This window comes from Streptomyces sp. NPDC026672 (genome assembly GCF_040638185.1).
In the GTDB taxonomy this organism is placed as follows: domain Bacteria; phylum Actinomycetota; class Actinomycetes; order Streptomycetales; family Streptomycetaceae; genus Streptomyces.
This window is the reverse complement of the sequence record NZ_JBEZXS010000034.1, coordinates 56,109-74,523: the sequence shown is the minus strand read 5'-3', so window position 1 is coordinate 74,523 and position 18,415 is coordinate 56,109. Positions and strand designations below refer to the sequence as shown.

The following is an 18,415-nucleotide window of genomic DNA, read 5'->3' as shown; positions in this document are numbered from 1 at the left end:
CCCGCCTCGGACCTGGCCTCGGACCTGGCCTCCGCCCCCGCCTCGGACCTGGCCTCGGACCTGGCCTCCGCCCCCGCCTCGGACCTGGCCTCGGACCTGGCCTCCGCCCCCGCCTCGGACCTGGCCTCGGACCCGGTCTCCGCCCCCGCCTCGAGTCCCGCCCCCGCGTCCGCCTCGGGCCCCGCCCCCTCCGCCGGGTCCGCGCCCGGCACCCGCACCGGGGACACACCCCCTGCCGCCGACGCCGACCTGTTCCCCGCCCCCTGGGTCCTGTCCGGTCGTTCCGCCGCCGCCCTGCGCGCCCAGGCCGAGCGTCTGCACGCACACCTCACCGCCCGCCCCGACGCCGACGAGGCGAACGTCGGGTGGTCGCTCGCGGCGACCCGGACCGCGTTCGAGCAGCGCGCCGTGGTCCTCGGCGGCGGCCTGCCCGAGCGCCTGTCCGCACTCGCCGCCCTGTCAGCCCCGGCGGCCGACGAGGAGGAGCCCGCGCACCCCCACCTCGTCACCGGCAGCGCGGCGGGCGCCGGCCGCACCGCGTTCCTCTTCACCGGCCAGGGCGCCCAACGCCCCGGCATGGGCGGCGAACTGCGCCGGTCCCACCCCGTCTTCGCCGCCGCCCTCGACGAGGCGTGCGCCGCGTTCGACGGACTGCTGCCCAGACCGCTGCGGGAGGTCATCTCGGCCGGGCCCGACGACGCGGACGCCGGCCTGCTCGACGAGACCCGCTACACCCAGCCCGCCCTGTTCGCCGTCGAGACCGCCCTGTTCCGCCTCCTCGAACACCACGGCATGACACCGGACCTGCTCGCCGGCCACTCCATCGGCGAGATCGCGGCCGCCCACGCTGCGGGCGTGTTCTCCCTGCGCGACGCCGCCACCCTGGTGGCCGCCCGCGCCCGCCTGATGCAGTCCGCCACCCCCGGCGGCGCCATGATCGCCGTACAGGCCACGGAGGAGGAGATCCTCGCCGACCTGGCCGGCCGGGAGAAGGACGTGGCCGTCGCCGCCGTCAACGGCCCGCGCTCCGTGGTCGTCTCCGGCGACGCCTCCGCCGCCGAGGAGATCGCCGCCGCCTGGCGCGCCCGGGGCCGCAGGACCACCCGGCTGACCGTGAGCCACGCCTTCCACTCGCCGCACATGGACGCCGTCCTCGACGCGTTCCACGAGGTCGCCGCCGGACTCACCTACCACCCGCCCCTGCTGCCCGTCGTCTCCACGGTCACCGGCCGTCTCGCCACCGAGGCCGAGCTGACCTCACCCGAGTACTGGACCGGGCAGGTCCGCGCCACCGTGAGGTTCCTCGACGCCGTACGGGAACTGCGCCGCCAGGGCGTCACCGTGGCCGTCGAGACCGGTCCCGACGCCGTCCTCGCGCCCCTCGCCCGCGCCGCCGCCGACGACGAGGCGTTCACCGCCGTACCGCTGATGCGCGCCGGCCACCCCGAGGCCCGCACCGTCGCCGAGGGCATCGCCCGCGCGTACACGGTCGGCGCCCCGCTCGCCGCCGACACCTTCTTCCCGGACGGAACCGCTGTCGACCTGCCCACCTACGCCTTCCACCGGGAGCACTTCTGGCTGGCGCCGCAGTCCGCCGCGGGCGCGCGCGGACTGGGCCTGCACCCGGCCGACCACCCGCTGCTGACCGCCGTCGTCGACCTCGCCGAACGCGGGGACGCCGTGCTCACCGGCCGGCTCTCCGTCGGCGGCCAGCCCTGGCTCGCCGACCACGTCGTGGCCGGCGTCCCGCTGCTGCCCGCCACGGCGTTCCTCGAACTGGCCGTCACCGCCGGCGACCACCTGGGCACGCCGCACGTGGAGGACATGACCCTGGAGGCGCCCCTGCCGCTGCCCGACACCGGCGCCGTACGCCTCCAGGTCGGCGTCGACGCCCCCGACGGGACGGGCCGCCGCGCCTTCACGGTGCACTCCGCGCCGGACGGCGACGACACCCCCGTACGCGCCTGGACCCGGCACGCCTCGGGAACGCTCACCGCGCAGGCGACCGCCCCCCGGCCGGCGGGCGCCCTGCCGCCGGACGACGCACCGGCACCGGACGACCCGTACACCCGCCTCGCCCACCTCGGCTACGGCTACGGGCCCGCCTTCCGCAACCTGGTGACCGTCCGGCAGGACGGCCCTGACACCTGGGCCGAGGTGCGGCTGCCGGAGGAACTGGCCGCCTCCGCCGCCCGGTTCGGACTGCACCCGGCCCTGCTGGACGCCGTCCTGCACCCGCTCGTGCTGGCCGCCGCGCCCTCCGCCGACGACGGCACCATCCGGCTGCCGTTCGCCTGGTCCGGCGTCACCCTGCACGCCGGCGGCGCGAGCGAACTGCGCGCCCGGATCAGCCCCGTGGGCACCGACACCGTCAGCGTGCAGCTCACCGACCCCACCGGGGCGCCCGTCGCCGACATCGAGTCGCTGACCCTGCGCCCGGTGGCCAGGAACCGGCTGGGCGCGCCCGCCCCGGCCGGCTCGCTGCACGAACTCGTCTGGAACCCCGCCGGCACCGCGGAGGCCCGGACCCCCGTGTGGACGGAGGCCGGCGAGGACCTGACCGGCACCGAACCGGCCGAGGTCGTCGTCCTGCGGGCGACCGGCGGCCCCGACGCGGGACACGCCGCCGCCGTCCGCGTGCTGCACACCGTCCAGGGGTTCCTCACCGACGAACGGTTCGCCGACTCCCGCCTGGCCGTCGTCACCCGCGGCGCCGTCGCCGCACGGCCCGGCGAGGACGTCGCCGACCCGGCCGCCGCCGGAGTCTGGGGCCTGGTGCGCTCCGTACGCTCGGAACACCCCGACCGGCTGCTGCTGATCGACCTCGACCCCGCCGACACCGCCACGGAGGCACCGACCGCCGCGCTCGCCTCCGCGCTCGCGTCCGCGCTCACCTCCGTACTCGCCACCGGGGAGCCCGAGACGGCCGTCCGGCAGGGCGCCCCGCTGACACCGCGGCTCGTCCCCGCCCGCCCGCGCCCCGACGCCGAGCCGCCCCGGATCGACCCGGAGGGCACCGTCCTCGTCACCGGCGGCACCGGCGGCCTCGGCGCGCTGTTCGCCCGGCACCTGGTGACCCGGTACGGCGCCCGGCACCTGCTGCTCGCCGGCAGACGCGGGGCCGACGCGCCCGGCGCCGCGGAACTCGCCCGCGAACTCGGCGAACTGGGCGCCTCGGTGACCCTCGCCGCGACCGACGTCGCCGACCGCGACGCGCTCGCCGCGCTCCTCGCCGCCGTACCCGACGCCCACCCGCTGACCGCCGTGGTGCACACCGCCGGAGTCCTGGACGACGCCACGGCGCTGTCCCAGACCTCCGAACGGCTCGCCGCCGTCCTCGCCCCGAAGGCCGACGCCGCCCGGCACCTGCACGAACTGACCGCCGGAGCCGACCTCACGGCGTTCGTCCTGTTCTCCTCCGTCTCCGGTCTGCTCGGCACACCCGGCCAGGCCAACTACGCCGCCGCCAACACGTACCTGGACGCCCTCGCCCACCACCGCCACGCCCGCGGGCTGCCCGCCGTGTCGCTTGCCTGGGGCCTGTGGGACACCGGAAGCGGCATGGGCGCCACCCTCACCGACACCGAACGCGCCCGCTGGCGCCGGGCCGGACTGCCGCCGCTGACGGAACGGGAGGGCCTCGCGCTCTTCGACGCCGCGCTCGCCACCGGCGGCCCGCTGCTCGCCCCGGTCACGGTCCGCCCCGCACAGAGCGGCCCGGCACATCCCCTGCTGCGCGACCTGCTGCCCACGCGGGCACCCCGCCGTACCGTGGCGGGACGCGCGGAGCACGCAGACGGCCCGGACGGCCCGGACGGCCCGGACGGCTCGGACTGGGCGCGCCGGATCGCCGCACTGCCCGAGGACAAGCGCGCCGACGCGGTCCTCGACCAGGTCCGCACCACGGTCGCCGCGGTCCTCGGACACAGCGGCACGCGGGCCGTCGTACCCGACCGCGCCTTCACGGACACCGGGTTCGACTCGATGGCCTCCGTGGAACTGCGCAACCGGCTCGGCCGGGCCACCGGACTGCGGCTGCCCACCACGTTCGTCTTCGACCACCCCACGCCCCGCGCCGTCGCCGACCGGCTGCTGGCACTGGTGTCCGCCACGGACCGGCCGGCGCCCGCCGCCCCCGGGCGGACCCGGGCGGCGGCCGACGAGCCGATCGCGGTCGTCGGCATGGCGTGCCGCTACCCCGGGGGCGTGTCCTCCCCGGAGGACCTGTGGCGGCTGGTCGCCGACGGCGTGGACGCGGTCGGCGAGTTCCCCACCAACCGCGGCTGGGACCTGGCGGCCCTGTACGACCCCGACCCCGAGCGCAACGGCACCTCCTACACCCGGCACGGCGGCTTCCTGTACGACGCCGACCTCTTCGACGCCGGATTCTTCGGGATGTCGCCGCGCGAGGCCACGGCCACCGACCCGCAGCAGCGGCTGCTCCTGGAGACCGCCTGGGACGCCTTCGAGAGCGCGGGCATCGACCCGGCCGCCCTGCGCTCCACCTCCACCGGTGTGTTCGCCGGGGCCATGTACGACGACTACGGCGTCCGGTCGTCCCTCGACGCGGGCGAGTTCGAGGGCTTCCTGCTCGCCGGGAACCTCTCCAGCGTGCTGTCCGGCCGCGTCTCCTACACCTACGGCCTCCAGGGCCCGGCCGTCACCGTCGACACCGCCTGCTCGTCCTCCCTGGTCGCGCTGCACCTGGCGGCGAACGCGCTGCGCGGCGGCGAGTGCGAACTGGCCCTGGCGGGCGGGGTGACGGTCATGGCGCAGCCGACCACCTTCGTGGAGTTCTCCCGCCAGCGCGGTCTCGCCCCCGACGGCCGGTGCAAGTCCTTCGCGGCCGACGCCGACGGCACCGGCTGGTCCGAGGGTGTCGGTGTGCTGGTCCTCGAACGGCTCTCCGACGCCCGCCGCAACGGCCACCAGGTCCTCGCCGTCGTCCGCGGCTCCGCCGTCAACCAGGACGGCGTCAGCAACGGACTCACCGCACCCAACGGACCCGCACAGGAACGCGTCATCCGCCAGGCCCTCACCGCCGCCGGACTCACCCCCGCCGACATCGACGCCGTCGAAGCCCACGGCACCGGCACCACCCTCGGCGACCCCATCGAAGCCCAGGCCCTCCTCAACACCTACGGCCAACACCGCCCCGCCGACGGCAGGCCCCTCTGGCTCGGCTCACTGAAGTCCAACATCGGACACACCCAGGCCGCGGCCGGCGTCGGCGGCCTGATCAAGATGATCAAGGCCATGGAGCACGGCGTCCTGCCCAAGTCCCTGCACCTCCAGGAGCCGACGTCGCACGTCGACTGGGACACCGGCGCGGTCGAACTGCTCACCGAGGCCCGCGACTGGCCCGCCGAGGGCCGGCCGCGCCGCGCCGCCGTCTCCTCCTTCGGCATCAGCGGCACCAACGCCCACGTCGTCATCGAACAGCCGCCCGCGCCACCCGAGCCCGCGGCGCCGCCCGCCCCGGCCACCGTCCCCTGGATCGTCAGCGCCCGCGACGAGGACGCCCTGCGCGCCCAGGCCGACCGGCTGCACACCCACCTCACCGACCACCCGGAGCTCGACGCCGCCGACGTCGCCCGGACGCTGGCGACCGGACGGTCCGTCATGGAACACGGCGCCGCCGTCGTCGGCACCGGCCGCGAGGCCCTGCTCGACGGACTGCTCGCCCTCGCACAGGGCCGCACCGCCCCGCACGTGCTGCGCTCGCGCGCCGCCGCACCGGGCCGCACGGCCTTCCTGTTCACCGGGCAGGGCAGCCAGCGGCCGGGCATGGGACGCGAACTGTACGCGACGTCACCCATGTTCGCGGCGGCCCTGGACGAGGTGTGCGCCCACCTCGACGACGCTCTGGAACGACCGCTCAAGGACGTGCTGTTCGCCGCCGAGGGCAGTGCGGAGGCCGCGCTGCTCGACCGCACCGACTTCACCCAGGCCGCGCTGTTCGCGGTGGAGGTCGCGCTGTTCCGCTGGTTCGGGCACCACGGTGTGCGGCCGGACGTCCTGCTCGGCCACTCCGTCGGCGAGGTCACCGCCGCACACGTGGCCGGCGTCCTCGACCTGGCCGACGCGGCGGCCCTGGTCGCCGTGCGCGGCCGGCTCATGCGGGCGGCCCGCGCGGGAGGCGCGATGGCCGCCGTCGAAGCCGGTGAGGACGAGGTCCGCCGGGACCTGAAGGAACTCGGCGACACCGCGGGCACGGTCGCCGTCGCCGCCGTCAACGCCCCCGGGGCCGTCGTCGTCTCCGGCGACACCGAGGCCGTCGACGCGCTCACCGCCCGGTGGACCGCGCGAGGACTGCGCACCCGGCGGCTCACCGTCAGCCACGCCTTCCACTCCCCGCACATGGACGACGTCCTCGACGAATTCCGCGCAGCCGCACGGAAGTTGACCTTCCACCCGGCCACGATCCCGGTCGTCTCCAACGTCACAGGCACCCTCGCCACCGAGGAACAGCTCACCTCGCCCGACTACTGGGCCCAGCACATCCGGCAGGCCGTGCGCTTCGGCGACGGCGTGCGCTGCCTTGTGGAACAGGGCGTCGCGCACTTCGTCGAACTGGGCCCGGACGGCGTCCTGACGGCCCTCGCCCGCGCGTCCCTGACCGAGGAGACAGGCGTCCTGGCACCCGCCCTGCGCCGCGGCCGACCGGAACCCGAGACCGCCGTCGGGACCCTCGCCCTGCTGCGGCTGCACGGCGCCGGGCCCGACCTCACGGCCCTGCTGCCCGCCACCCGCCGGGTCCCGCTGCCCGGATACGCCTTCCAGCACCGGCGCTACTGGCTCGACGCCCCTGCGGGACCGTCCGGCGACGCCACCGGGCTCGGCCTGGGCGCCGTGGACCACCCGCTGCTCGGCGCGTCCGTCCCCCGAGCCGGCCGCGACGAGGCGCTGTTCACCGGCCTGCTGTCCCTGCGGACCCACCCCTGGCTCGCGGACCACACCGTGGCGGGCTCGGCCCTGCTGCCCGGCACGGCCCTGCTGGAACTGGCGGCCCGCGCCGCCGAGTTGGTGGGCGCCGACCGGGTCGCCGAACTCCACCTCGCGGCCCCCCTGGTGCTGCCCGAGCACCACGGCGTCCAGGTCCAGGTCGCGGTCGCCGCACCCGAGGCCACCGGCGAACGCGCCCTGGAGATCCACGCCAGGACCGGCGAGGACGAGTGGACCCTGCACGCCCACGGCACCCTCGCGACCGGACCCGGCCGCGCCGAGGGACTGCTCGTGTGGCCCCCGGCGGGCGCCACGGAGATCGACCTCGACGGCGCCCACGAGCGGCTCGCCGCACACGGCTTCGCCTACGGACCCGCCTTCCGCGGCCTACGACGGCTGTGGCGCGGCGCCGACGAACTGTTCGCCGAGGTCGCCCTGCCCGACGAACTGCGCGACCAGGCCGCACGGTTCGGCATCCACCCGGCACTCCTGGACGCGGCCCTGCACCCCCTGCTGCCCGGCGTCGCGGACGAATCCGCCCCGGCCCGCCTGCCGTTCGCCTGGACCGACGTGACCACCCACACCAAGGGCGCCACGGCACTGCGCGTCCGGATCGGCCTCCCGGCCGACCCCACCGCCGACACCCTGGAGGCACGGCTGACGGTGGCCGATGGCTCCGGACTTCCCGTCGCCCGGGTGGAATCGCTGGCCCTGCGCCCGCTGTCGGCGGACGCGGTCAGGGCGGCCGGGGCGGGACGCGACGCGATGCTGCCGCTGTCCTGGTCGCCGCTGACCGCCCCGGACGGCGACGTGGACACCACCGGCTGGCTCGCCCTCGGCGCCTCCCCCCTCGCCTCCGTCCCCTCCTGCCCCGACCTGCCCGCGGCGGCCGACGCCCGGCCCGCCGTCCTGCTGTGGGAACCGCCGCAGGACGCCGGCCACGGAGACGTGCCCGACCGGGCACGGGCCCAACTGCACCGCGCGCTCGCCCTCCTCCAGGACTTCCTCGACGACGAGGGGTTCGCCGGCACCCGACTCGTCGTCGTCACCCGCGGAGCGACGGCCGTCCAACCCGGCGAACGGGTCGACGACCTCGAACGAGCCGCACTGTGGGGCCTGTTGAGGGTCGCGCAGACCGAGCACCCGGACCGTGTGGCCGTCGTCGACATCGGCGCGGACGGCTGCGCTCAGGACGACCTGCGCGCCGCGACCGCCGCCGCCGAACCACAGGCGGCCGTGCGCGGCGGGCGGCTCCTGGTGCCCCGGCTGACCCGGACGCCGGCCGCGACCGCCGCCGGGAGCGGCGAGGCCCCCCGCTGGGACGACGGCACGGTCCTCCTCACCGGAGCCACCGGCGCCCTCGGCGGCGTCCTGGCCCGGCACCTCGTCACCGCACACGGCGCCCGCCGCCTGCTGCTGCTCTCCCGACGCGGCGAGCGGGCACCCGGCGCCGCCCGGCTGCGCGAGGAACTGGAAGGGCTCGGCGCCGAGGTCACCTTCGCGGCCTGCGACGCCGCCGACCGCACCGCGCTCGCCGCCGCGCTCGCGGCCGTACCCGCCGACTTCCCCGTGCGGGCGGTCGTGCACACCGCCGGCGTCACGGACGACACCGTGGTCGGCGATCTCACGCCGGACCGGCTGGACGCGGTGCTGCGCCCGAAGGCCGACGCGGCGTGGCACCTGCACGAACTGACCCGGGACACACCGCTGACGGCGTTCGTGCTGTACTCGTCGATCGCCGGGCTCATCGGCAACGCCGGACAGGCCAACTACGCGGCCGCCAACACCTTCCTGGACGCGCTGGCCCAGCACCGCGCCGCACTCGGACTGCCCGCCACATCACTGGCGTGGGGCCTGTGGGCGGACGCCAGCACCCTCAGCGCGGGCCTGGGCGAGACGGACCTGCGCCGACTGGCCCGGATCGGACTGCGGCCGCTGACCGCCGACGAGGGCACGGCCCTGTTCGACCTGGCCCTGGCAGGCGACCGCCCGGTGGTGGCGCTGACCGGCGTCGACCGGGACACGCTGCGCCGCCAGGGGGAGCGGGCCGCCCCGGTGCTGCGCGACCTGGTGCCACGGCCCGCCCGTCGCGACCCGGCCCCGGCCTCCGGCGGCACGGCGGCCGGTGCGCCCTCGCCGGTCGAGCAGCTCGCCGCCCTCGGCCCGCACGAGCGCGCCGGCACCCTCCTGGAGCTGGTGCGCGGCCAGGTCGCCGGGGTCCTCGGGCACACCGACCCCACGGCCGTGGCGGCCGAACTGTCCTTCCAGGACATCGGTTTCGACTCCCTCACCGCGGTGGAACTGCGCAACCAGCTCGGGCAGGCCATCGGTCTGCGGCTGCCCACCACGCTCGTCTTCGACCACCCCACCCCCACCGCCCTCGCCCGGCACCTCGCGGGTCTCGTGGAGCGGGAGGCGGGCGCCACGGGCGACTCGGTGCTCGCCGAACTGCACAAGGTGGGCTCGGCCATCGGGACGCTCACCCCGGACGACGGCGCCCGGGAGCGGATCACCGTCCGGCTGCGCGAACTGCTCGCGCAGCTGACCGGCGGCGCGCCGGACGCGACCGACGGCGGCCCGGCCCCGCGCGAACGGGCCGACCTGGACAGCGCCACCGACCTGGACAGTGCCACCGACGAGGAACTGTTCGCCCTGATGGACGAACTCGACTGACCAGCCCCGGCCGGCGCCGACGCCGGCCGGTCCGTCACCCGGGCGCGGTCCTGACCTGACACCACCGGCACAGGCCCGCCCGGGTCCGTCCCGCCCACCGACGAAGGGTTCGCCATGGAGTCCCTCTTCGCGCAGGAAACTGCCGACCCGATACCGTCCGAGCCGTTCCCGCTGCGCGAGGTGATGGCCCGGTTCGCCACCGGCGTGATCGTGCTGAGCGTCGCGGGCGAGCACATCCACGGCATGACCGCCAACGCCTTCAGCTCGGTCTCCCTCGATCCGCCGACCGTGCTGTGCTGCGTCGCGCACGACGCCGTCATGCACCGCGCCATCCGTTCGGGACGGCACTTCGGCGTGTCCGTGCTGGGCGCCGGACAGGAGCCGCTGGCCCGGTACTTCGCCGACAAGAAACGACCGCTGGGCGCCGAGCAGTTCGCCGGTCTCGACTGGAGTCCGGGCCCCGTCACCCAGGCACCCCTGCTGCGCGGCGCGACGGCCTGGCTGGAGTGCGAGCTGTCCGACTCCCACGACGTGGGCGACCACTCGATCTTCATCGGCCGGGTCGTCAACTCCACGCGCGCCGAGGGGGCTTCGGGCCTGCTGTTCTTCGACGGCGGATTCGACTCGATCGGCGCGGAGCGGTCGTGACCGGGGCGAGCGACGTCCCGATGAGCACGGACACCGTGGGCCGCCTGTTCGTCGAGGCGCTCAACGCCGGGCTCGCCCGCGCCAGGGCGGCGCTCCCGGGCCCCGCCGGCCACCCAGGTCCGCGGGCGGAGCCCTGGCTGCCCGACGACCCGTTCGCGACCGCGGTGCTGGTCTGCTTCGACGGGACGCTCCCCGGCACGCTCACTTCCACCCAGCGCCATGACGTGACGCTCCAGGCGGTGATGCGGCGGCGGGCGGAGGAGATCGTGGCCGCGGCCGTCCAGCGGACCACCCGGCAGTCCCTGGCCCTGCCCGAGGCCCCGAGCGGGCTGTCCTCGGCGCACGAGACGCTGGTGCGCACCCTGCTCCTGGAGTGCGCCGCGCTGACGGTGGCGGAGAAGCGGCGGTTCCCCGTCGGCACCGTGCGGCCGGCCGACCTCGTGCGCGAGCTGGGCCGTGCCCTGCGGACGTCCCAGCACCGCCCGGCCCGGGCCGCCTGACGGCCCTGCGACACCCCGTCGGCCCGGGCCGGGCCGAGGCCCCGCGCCCCGGCCGCCCGGGCCGCGCCGCGGGTGCCGGCAGGGGCCACCGGCAGGGGCTGTCGGCAGGAGTCACAGGCAGCGGCCACCGACAGGCATTCCGGCAGCGGCCTTACGGTGGCGGCCTTCCGGCAACGCCTACTGGTACGAGGCGATCAGCCGCGACAGGTGCAGGCCCGCCACTTCCAGCGGGCGGCTGCTGCGCGAGACCTGGGCGGCCAGCTCGGCGCCCTCCAGCGTGCTGATCACCGTGTGCGCGAGGTCCCGCGCGTCGCTCTCCTCGATGCCGGACTCCAGCAACCGGTCGAGGACCACACCGCGCCAGCGGGCGAAGGCGTCCGCCGCGGCCGACTGGATGTCGGGGAGCCGTCCGACGGTGCCCAGGGCGGTGGTCGTGATCGGGCAGCCGTCCAGCCAGTCCGAACTCCGCAGGCTCTCCACCAGGTTCCGGGTGAGGACGACCATCGCACGGCCCGGATCGGGGTCGCTGGACAGCGCCGCGCGCAGTTCCTCGACGAACTCCTGGTCACCGCGGCTGATGGCCGCGAGGGCCAGTTCCTGCTTGCCGCCCGGGAAGAAGTGGTAGACGGAGCCGAGAGTGGCCCGCGCCTCCTGCGAGATCTGCTTGATGCCCGTGCCGTCGTAGCCCTGTCGCTGCATGAGCCGCGAGGCCGCTCGGATGATGCGCTCGCGCGTGGCGGGTACCGGCTCCTCGGCGGCCTTCGATCGAGTGCTTTCGTCCGGTGGCTTCATCTTCACCTCGCCGATACTATCAGTAGAGCGTTCTTTCTAATCTGATCGTGCCGGTGCGGATCCTCCGGGCCGGATCGTGAACTCATCGGCGAACCCTCCCTCGTCTCGCGGGCCGACCGCACGTGGCGGAGTGGGACGGTGCTCGTTCCGGTTCGGAACAGCTAACCTGATGGGTCGTTGAAAACGGTCATCGCGCAGTAATCGCAAGCGGTCGGCACCCCGGGGGGCGCCGACCGCTTCCGCGTCCCGTGCCGGCTCAGGGCGCCGGGAAGTGCCCGGTCGCCACGAAGTACCGCACGTACAGGGCGAACAGCTCCTCGTCGACCACCGGGCAGACGACACCACTGCCCTCCAGGGCGGCCGCGGTCTCCGTGGTGTCCATCGGCGGATAGAACCGGTCGGTGTCGCCGGTCATCATCTCGAAGGCGTGCAGCAGCGGCAGCATCGCGTTCCCCGGGTCCTGCTCGACCCTGGCCCGCCAGCTGCCCTGGTCCAGCTCCTCCAGCGGGTAGCCCAGCGCCCGCAGCCTGCGCACGCACTCCCGCAGACTCACCGAGCTGTCGTTGAACAGGTGGAAGACACCGCCCGCGGCCTCCGGGCGACGCGACACACCCAGGATCGCGGCGCTGACGTAGTCGACCGGCAGCAGATGGAACCGCCCGTCGACACCCGCGGGCACCGCACCGGCCTGGAGCAGGCCCTTCAGACTCAGCCACACGAAGTCGCTGGTCTGGCAGGCCCCGTTGACCTGGTCGCCGGAGATGACGTCCACCCGGTACACGGACACCGGCAGCCCCCGGTCGACCGCCGCGGCCGTCAACCGCTCCCCGACCCACTTGCTCTGGAGGTAGCCGCTGGGCAACCGCTCGGCGGGACCGGTCGGATCGCTCACCCGCAGCGGCCGCCCGTCCGGCGCCGCGTCGGCGAACACCCCGACGGTGGACACATGGTGGACGGGCACGCTGCGGTGGCGCGCGGCCAGCCGCAGCACTTCCTCGGTGCCCCGCACATTGCTGTCCCGCAACGTCTCGTACGGCCGCAGCCAGTGCACCTGCGCACCGTTGTGGTACACGACGTCGACGCGCGCCGCGAGCGCGTCGAAGACCTCCTCGGACAGGCCGAGCCGCGGTCGCGCCAGATCGCCCACCACCACGGCCAGACGGTCCGGGTCGACGTCGTCCCACACGCCGTAGCGCTCCAGGTTGCGCCGCAGCCGCTCGCGCGCGCCCGCCTCGTCGGCACCCCGCACCAGGCAGTGCACCGTGGCCCGCGTGGTGCGCATCAGATCACGCAGCAGGAACGCGCCGAGGAACCCGCTCGCACCGGTCAGCAGCACCTGCTCCGGGTCGGTGACGCACCGCACCACCTCGGCCGCCGGGCGGATGTCGTCGGCGAGCACCGTGTCGGCGGCGAAGTCGACGGCGCGCTCCCGCGCCACCGCGCCGGTCCCGTCCGCCAGCAGCAGTTCCCGCAGGCGGACGGCGAGCGCCGCCGGAGTGGGATGGTCGAACACCAGCGTGGCGGGCAGCCGCGTCCCGGTCAGGGCGCCGATCCGGTTGCGCAGCTCCACCGCGGTCAGCGAGTCGATTCCGAGCTGCTGGAAGGGCAGGTCCACGGCGACGCCCCCGGTACCGGTGTGTCCCAGCACGGCGGCGACCTCCGACTTGACCGCCTCGGTGACGACCCGCACCTGCTCCTCGGGCGCGAGGCCCGCGAGCCGCGCCGACAGCGGTTCGGCCGCCTCGGTGTCCTGGGCCGGACGGCGCCGGGCGGTGCGGACCAGCGCCCGGAACAGATGCGGGACCTCCGCCTGTTCGCGTACGGCCGTCAGGTCGAGGGGCGAGGCCACGAGGGTCGGCCGGTCCGCGCCGAGGGCCAGGTCGAGCACGGCCGGGCCGGACTCCTCGGTCACCGGGCGGAAGCCGCTGCGGGCGATGCGCCGCAGGTCCGTCTCGCTCAGGTCGCCGGACATGCCTGCCTCCTGCGCCCACAGCCCCCACGCGATCGAGGTGGCGGGCAGCCCCCGCGCGGCGCGCAGTTCGGCGAGCCCGTCGAGGAAGGAGTTGGCCGCCGCGTAGGTGGACTGGCCGGGGCCGCCGACCACACCGGCGACCGAGGAGAACAGCACGAACGCCGTGAGGTCCGCGTCCGCGGTCAGTTCGTGCAGATGCCAGGCCGCGTCGGCCTTCGGCCGCAGCACGTCCGTCAGCCGCCGCGGGGTCTGGGCGCCGATCAGGCCGTCGTCGCGGACACCCGCCAGGTGCAGCACACCGGTCAGCGGATGCTGCGCCGGTACGTCGGTCAGCAGCGCCGCGAGTTCGGCGCGATCGGTCACGTCACAGGCGGCTACGGTGACCTGCGCCCCGAGTTCCTTCAGCTCGGCCGTCAACTCGGCCGCCCCGGGCGCCTGTTCACCGCGTCGGCTGACCAGCAGCAGATGCTGCACACCGTGCCGGCGCACCAGGTGCCGGGCGAAGAGCCCGCCCAGCGCGCCGGTGCCGCCGGTGACCAGCACCGTCCCGTCCGGGGCGAACCGCGGCGCGGCACCGGCCGGGGCGGCGGGCGCGGCGGGCGCGGAGACCGCGGCGGGCCGCAGCCGGGGCACGTACAGCCGGCCGTCCCGCAACGCGATCTCGGGCTCACCGCAGGCCCACGCCGCCGCCAGTGCCCGCGCCGCGTCCGTCGTGTCACCGGTGTCGACCAGCACGACACGGCCCGGCGCCTCCGACTGCGCCGACCGCAGCAGACCCCACACCGCAGCCGCCCCGGGATCGCACACGTCCGAGGGCCGCACCCGCACCGCGTCGCGTGTCACGACGACCAGCGGGACGTCGGCCGACCGCTCCTCGGCGAGGTGGCGTCGCACCGTCTCCAGCAACTCGCCCGCCGCCCGGTGCACCGCCGCCACGCCATCCGCGTGCAGGGACGGGTGCACGGACGGGAGCGTGAGGACCAGCGCGTCCACGGGCGAGTCCGCGACCACGGCCGCCGCCCGCTCCCCATCGGCGAACCGCGTCCCCCGGACACCGTCGGGCCCCGCGCCGAGCAGACCCCAGCGCACCGGCGCCGCCGTCGGCGTACCCGCCCACTCACTCCAGTCGACGGCGAACAGACTGTCCGCGGGACGCGCCGCCGCCCCCGCGACCTCGCCCGCCACCAGCGGACGGACCATCACGGACCCGACCGAACCGACCGGCAGCCCCGCCCGGTCGGTGAACGCCAGCGACGTCACCCGGTCCCCGTCCACGGTCAGCCGCGCCCGCACCGTGGCCGCGCCACCGGCCGTGAAACGCACCCCGCGCCACCGCGTCACGGTCCGCGGCTCCGCCTCCTCTCCGCGACCGGCCTGCCCGTCACCGGCCTGCCCGTCACCGGCCGCGAGGGCCCGGCCCGCGTGCACGGCGGCGTCGAGCAGCGCCGGATGCAGGACGTACCCGGCGGCCCGCGCGGATTCCTCCGCGGGCAGGCCCAGCTCGACGAACACCTCGTCGGCCCGCCGCCACGCCGCGCTCACCCCCCGGAACACCGGCCCGTACCACTGGGCCGCCCGTCCCGACAGCGCCGGCACGTCGGCCGGTTCGATCCGCACCGCACCGGCCGGCGGCCAGGACGCCGGAGGGGCGTCCCGCTCCGGCGCCCCGACGGCCAACAGCCCACGCGCGTACCGGGTCCAGGGCAGCTCGGCGTCGTCGGGCCGCGCGTGCACCGTGACCTCGCGCCCCTCGGGCCGCTCCCCGCCCACCCGGACCTGGACCTGGAGGCCGGCACCCGCCGGGAGCACCAGCGGCGGCTCGGTCTCCAGGTCCTCCAGGACGGCGCAGCCCACCTCGTCACCGGCCCGGACCGCGAGTTCCACCAGCACCGACGACGGCAGCACCGCCCGGCCGTCCACGGTGTGCTCCACCGGCCAGGGCCGGGTGTGCGGCGAGAGCCGGCCGGTGAACAGGACCTCGTCGCAGCCCGCGGGCTGCACGGCCGCCCCGAGCAGCGGGTGACCGCCGTCGCGCAGCCCCAGACCGGCCGGGTCCTGCCCGCCCTGCGCCTGCGGCGCCACCCAGTGGCGCTCACGCTGGAAGGCGTACGTCGGCAGCGCCACCCTGCGGGCACCCGTGTCGGCGAAGAACGCCGCCCAGTCCACCGCCACGCCCCGGTTGTGGAGCCCGGCCAGACCCGCCGTCAGGGTCTCGGCCTCGTCGTGTCCCCGGCGCAGCAGGGCCAGCGCGGTCAGCGAGTCGTCGGTCTGCGCGGCGAGCGGCGCCAGCACCGCGTCCGGGCCGACCTCGACGACGGTGGTGACGCCCTCGGCACGCAGCGCGCGCACCGCGTCGGCGTACCGCACCGTGCCGCGCAACTGGTCCGTCCAGTAGTCGGCGTCACGCAGCCCGGTGTCGTGGACCGGCCCACCGGTGAGGGTGGAGACCACCGGGATGTCCGGCGCGTGGTACGTCGCGGCGGCCGCGACCCGCCGGAAGTCGTCCAGGACGCCGTCCATGTGCGGCGAGTGGAAGGCGTGACTGACGTCCAGGGCGCGGGTGCGCCGGCCGCGCGCCTCCAGGTCCGCGCGCACCTCGGCCGCCGCCTCGGCGTCACCGGCGATCACCACGGAGGCCGGGGCGTTGACCGCCGCCAGCGCCAGTCCGGGCCGCGCGGCGAGGAGTTCGGCCACCTCCCGCTCGTCGGCCTGTACGGCGATCATGACCCCGCCCGGTCGGGCGGCCTGCATGAGTCGGCCCCGGGCGGCGACCAGGGCGGCGGCGTTGGAGAGGTCGAGGACGCCCGCGACATGGGCGGCGGCCAGTTCACCGATCGAGTGCCCGGCCACCAGGTCGGGCCGCGTCCCGAAGGACTCCAGCAGCCGGAACAGCGCCACCTCCACGGCGAACAGCGCCGGTTGGGCGTTGACCGTCTCGGACAGCCCCACGCCGGTGCGGATCACCTGCCCCACCGGACGGTCCAGATGAGCGTCCAGGGCGGCGGCCACCTCGTCGAACGCCGCCGCGAACGCGGGGAAGACCTCGTACAGCCGCTCACCCATGGCGGCCCGCTGCGCCCCCTGACCGGTGAACACATAGGCCAGTCGGCCGTGTTCACGGGTGTCCCGCAGCACGCGCGGACCGGCGCCGCCGGAGGCCAGCGCGGTCAGACCGGCCAGCAGGTCCCCGCGTCCGGCGCCGACGATCGCGGCGCGGTGGTCGTGGGCGGTGCGGGTGGTGGCGAGGGAGTGGGCGAGGTCGAGGCCGTGTTCGGGGTGGTGGGCGGGGTGGTCGGTGAGGTGGGTGTGCAGCCGGGCGGCCTGGGCGCGCAGGGCCGTCTCGGACTTCGCGGACAGCAACCAGGGGAGCGTGGGCCGCACTTGGGCACCGGTATCACCGTGGCCGTGGCCGTCGCCGTCGCCGGAGGTGGCGTCGGAGGCGGGCTCCGGCACCGGCGCCTGCTCCAGCACGAGGTGTGCGTTGGTCCCGCTGACCCCGAACGCGGAGACCGCGGCGCGACGGGGCTGCCCGGTGTCGGGCCAGTCGCGCTGTTCCGTCAGCAGCCGCACGGAGCCCGAGTCCCAGTCGACGAGGGGAGTGGGCCGGTCGACGTGGAGGGTGCGGGGGAGCACACCGTGCCGCATGGCCTGCACCATCTTGATGACCCCGCCCACACCCGCGGCGGCCACCGTGTGCCCGATGTTCGACTTGAGGGAACCGAGCAGCAACGGCCGCTCCGCGGGGCGGTGTTGGCCGTAGGTGTTGAGGAGGGCCTGGGCTTCGATGGGGTCGCCGAGGGTGGTGCCGGTGCCGTGTGCTTCGACGGCGTCGATGTCGGCGGGGGTGAGTCCGGCGGAGGTGAGGGCCTGGCGGATGACGCGTTCCTGTGCGGGGCCGTTGGGTGCGGTGAGTCCGTTGCTGGCGCCGTCCTGGTTGACGGCGGAGCCGCGGACGACGGCGAGGACCTGGTGGCCGTTGCGGCGGGCGTCGGAGAGCCGCTCCAGGACCAGCACACCGACACCCTCGGACCAGGACGTCCCGTCCGCCGTGGCGGAGAACGACTTGATGCGCCCGTCCGGCGCCAGCCCCCGCAACCGCGAGAAGTCGACGAACCCGCTCGGCGTCGCCGTCACCGTCGCGCCCCCGGCGAGCGCGAGGGTGCACTCGCCGGCCCGCAGTGCCTGTGCGGCCAGGTGCATGGCGACCAGGGAGGAGGAGCAGGCGGTGTCCACCGAGATCGCCGGGCCCTCGAACCCGAACGTGTAGGCCACCCGCCCCGAAGCGACGCTGGACAGCTTGCCGGTGAGCAGATAGCCCTCGAACTCCTCGGGCCCGTCGAGGCCCAGGTAACTCTGCTCGATCACACCGGCGAACACCCCGGTGGGACTGCCCTTCAGCGTCGCCGGGTCGATCCCGGCGTCCTCCAGCGCCTCCCACGCCGTTTCGAGCAGCAGCCGCTGCTGCGGGTCCATGGCCTGCGCCTCACGGGGGGACACACCGAAGAACGACGCGTCGAACAGGGCGGCGTCGTGCAGGAACCCCGCCTCCCTCGTGTACGCGGTGCCGGGCCGGTCGGGGTCGGGGTCGTAGAGGCGGTCCAGGTCCCAGCCGCGGTCGGTGGGGAACGGCGAGATGCCGTCGACGCCGTCCACGACCATCCGCCACAGGTCGTCGGGGGAGGCGACACCACCGGGGAAACGGCACCCCATGCCGACGACGGCCACGGGTTCACCCGCGCCCGCCTCCAGTTCGGCGATCCGCTGCTGGGCCTTGTGCAGGTCTGCGGTGACCCACCTGAGGTAGTCGACGAGTTTCTCTTCGTTGGACTCGTGGGACATGCGAGATCGATTCTCCTCGGCGTACGTGGAGTGGGCTCGGCGACGC

5 protein-coding genes are annotated in these 18,415 nt (G+C 75.7%); 3 read left to right on the top strand and 2 right to left on the bottom strand.

What is annotated here, in order from left to right:
• The 3 genes from AB0F77_RS31790 to AB0F77_RS31780 form a co-directional block, all read left to right on the top strand.
• On the top strand, positions 1–9,618 hold a 9,618-nt coding region (locus tag AB0F77_RS31790; RefSeq protein ID WP_361955129.1), incomplete at its 5' end, for an SDR family NAD(P)-dependent oxidoreductase.
• A gap of 114 nt (positions 9,619–9,732) precedes the next feature.
• On the top strand, positions 9,733–10,266 hold the full coding sequence (locus tag AB0F77_RS31785; RefSeq protein ID WP_361955128.1) for a flavin reductase family protein: 534 nt from the start codon (positions 9,733–9,735) through the stop codon (positions 10,264–10,266).
• Entirely contained in the window at positions 10,263–10,766 is a 504-nt protein-coding gene (locus AB0F77_RS31780) for a hypothetical protein (protein ID WP_361955127.1), read from the top strand. The genes AB0F77_RS31785 and AB0F77_RS31780 overlap by 4 nt, the downstream gene beginning before the upstream one ends.
• 177 nt (positions 10,767–10,943) lie before the next feature.
• On the opposite strand, the gene AB0F77_RS31775 is transcribed toward AB0F77_RS31780, so the two are convergent.
• A complete protein-coding gene (locus AB0F77_RS31775; protein WP_361955149.1) occupies positions 10,944–11,558 on the bottom strand; it encodes a TetR/AcrR family transcriptional regulator in 615 nt (204 codons plus the stop codon).
• Positions 11,559–11,814: 256 nt separating this feature from the next.
• Positions 11,815–18,369: a thioester reductase domain-containing protein gene (locus tag AB0F77_RS31770; RefSeq protein WP_361955126.1), complete on the bottom strand. Its 6,555-nt coding sequence runs from the start codon at positions 18,367–18,369 to the stop codon at positions 11,815–11,817.
• Between the last annotated feature and the right edge of the window lie 46 nt (positions 18,370–18,415).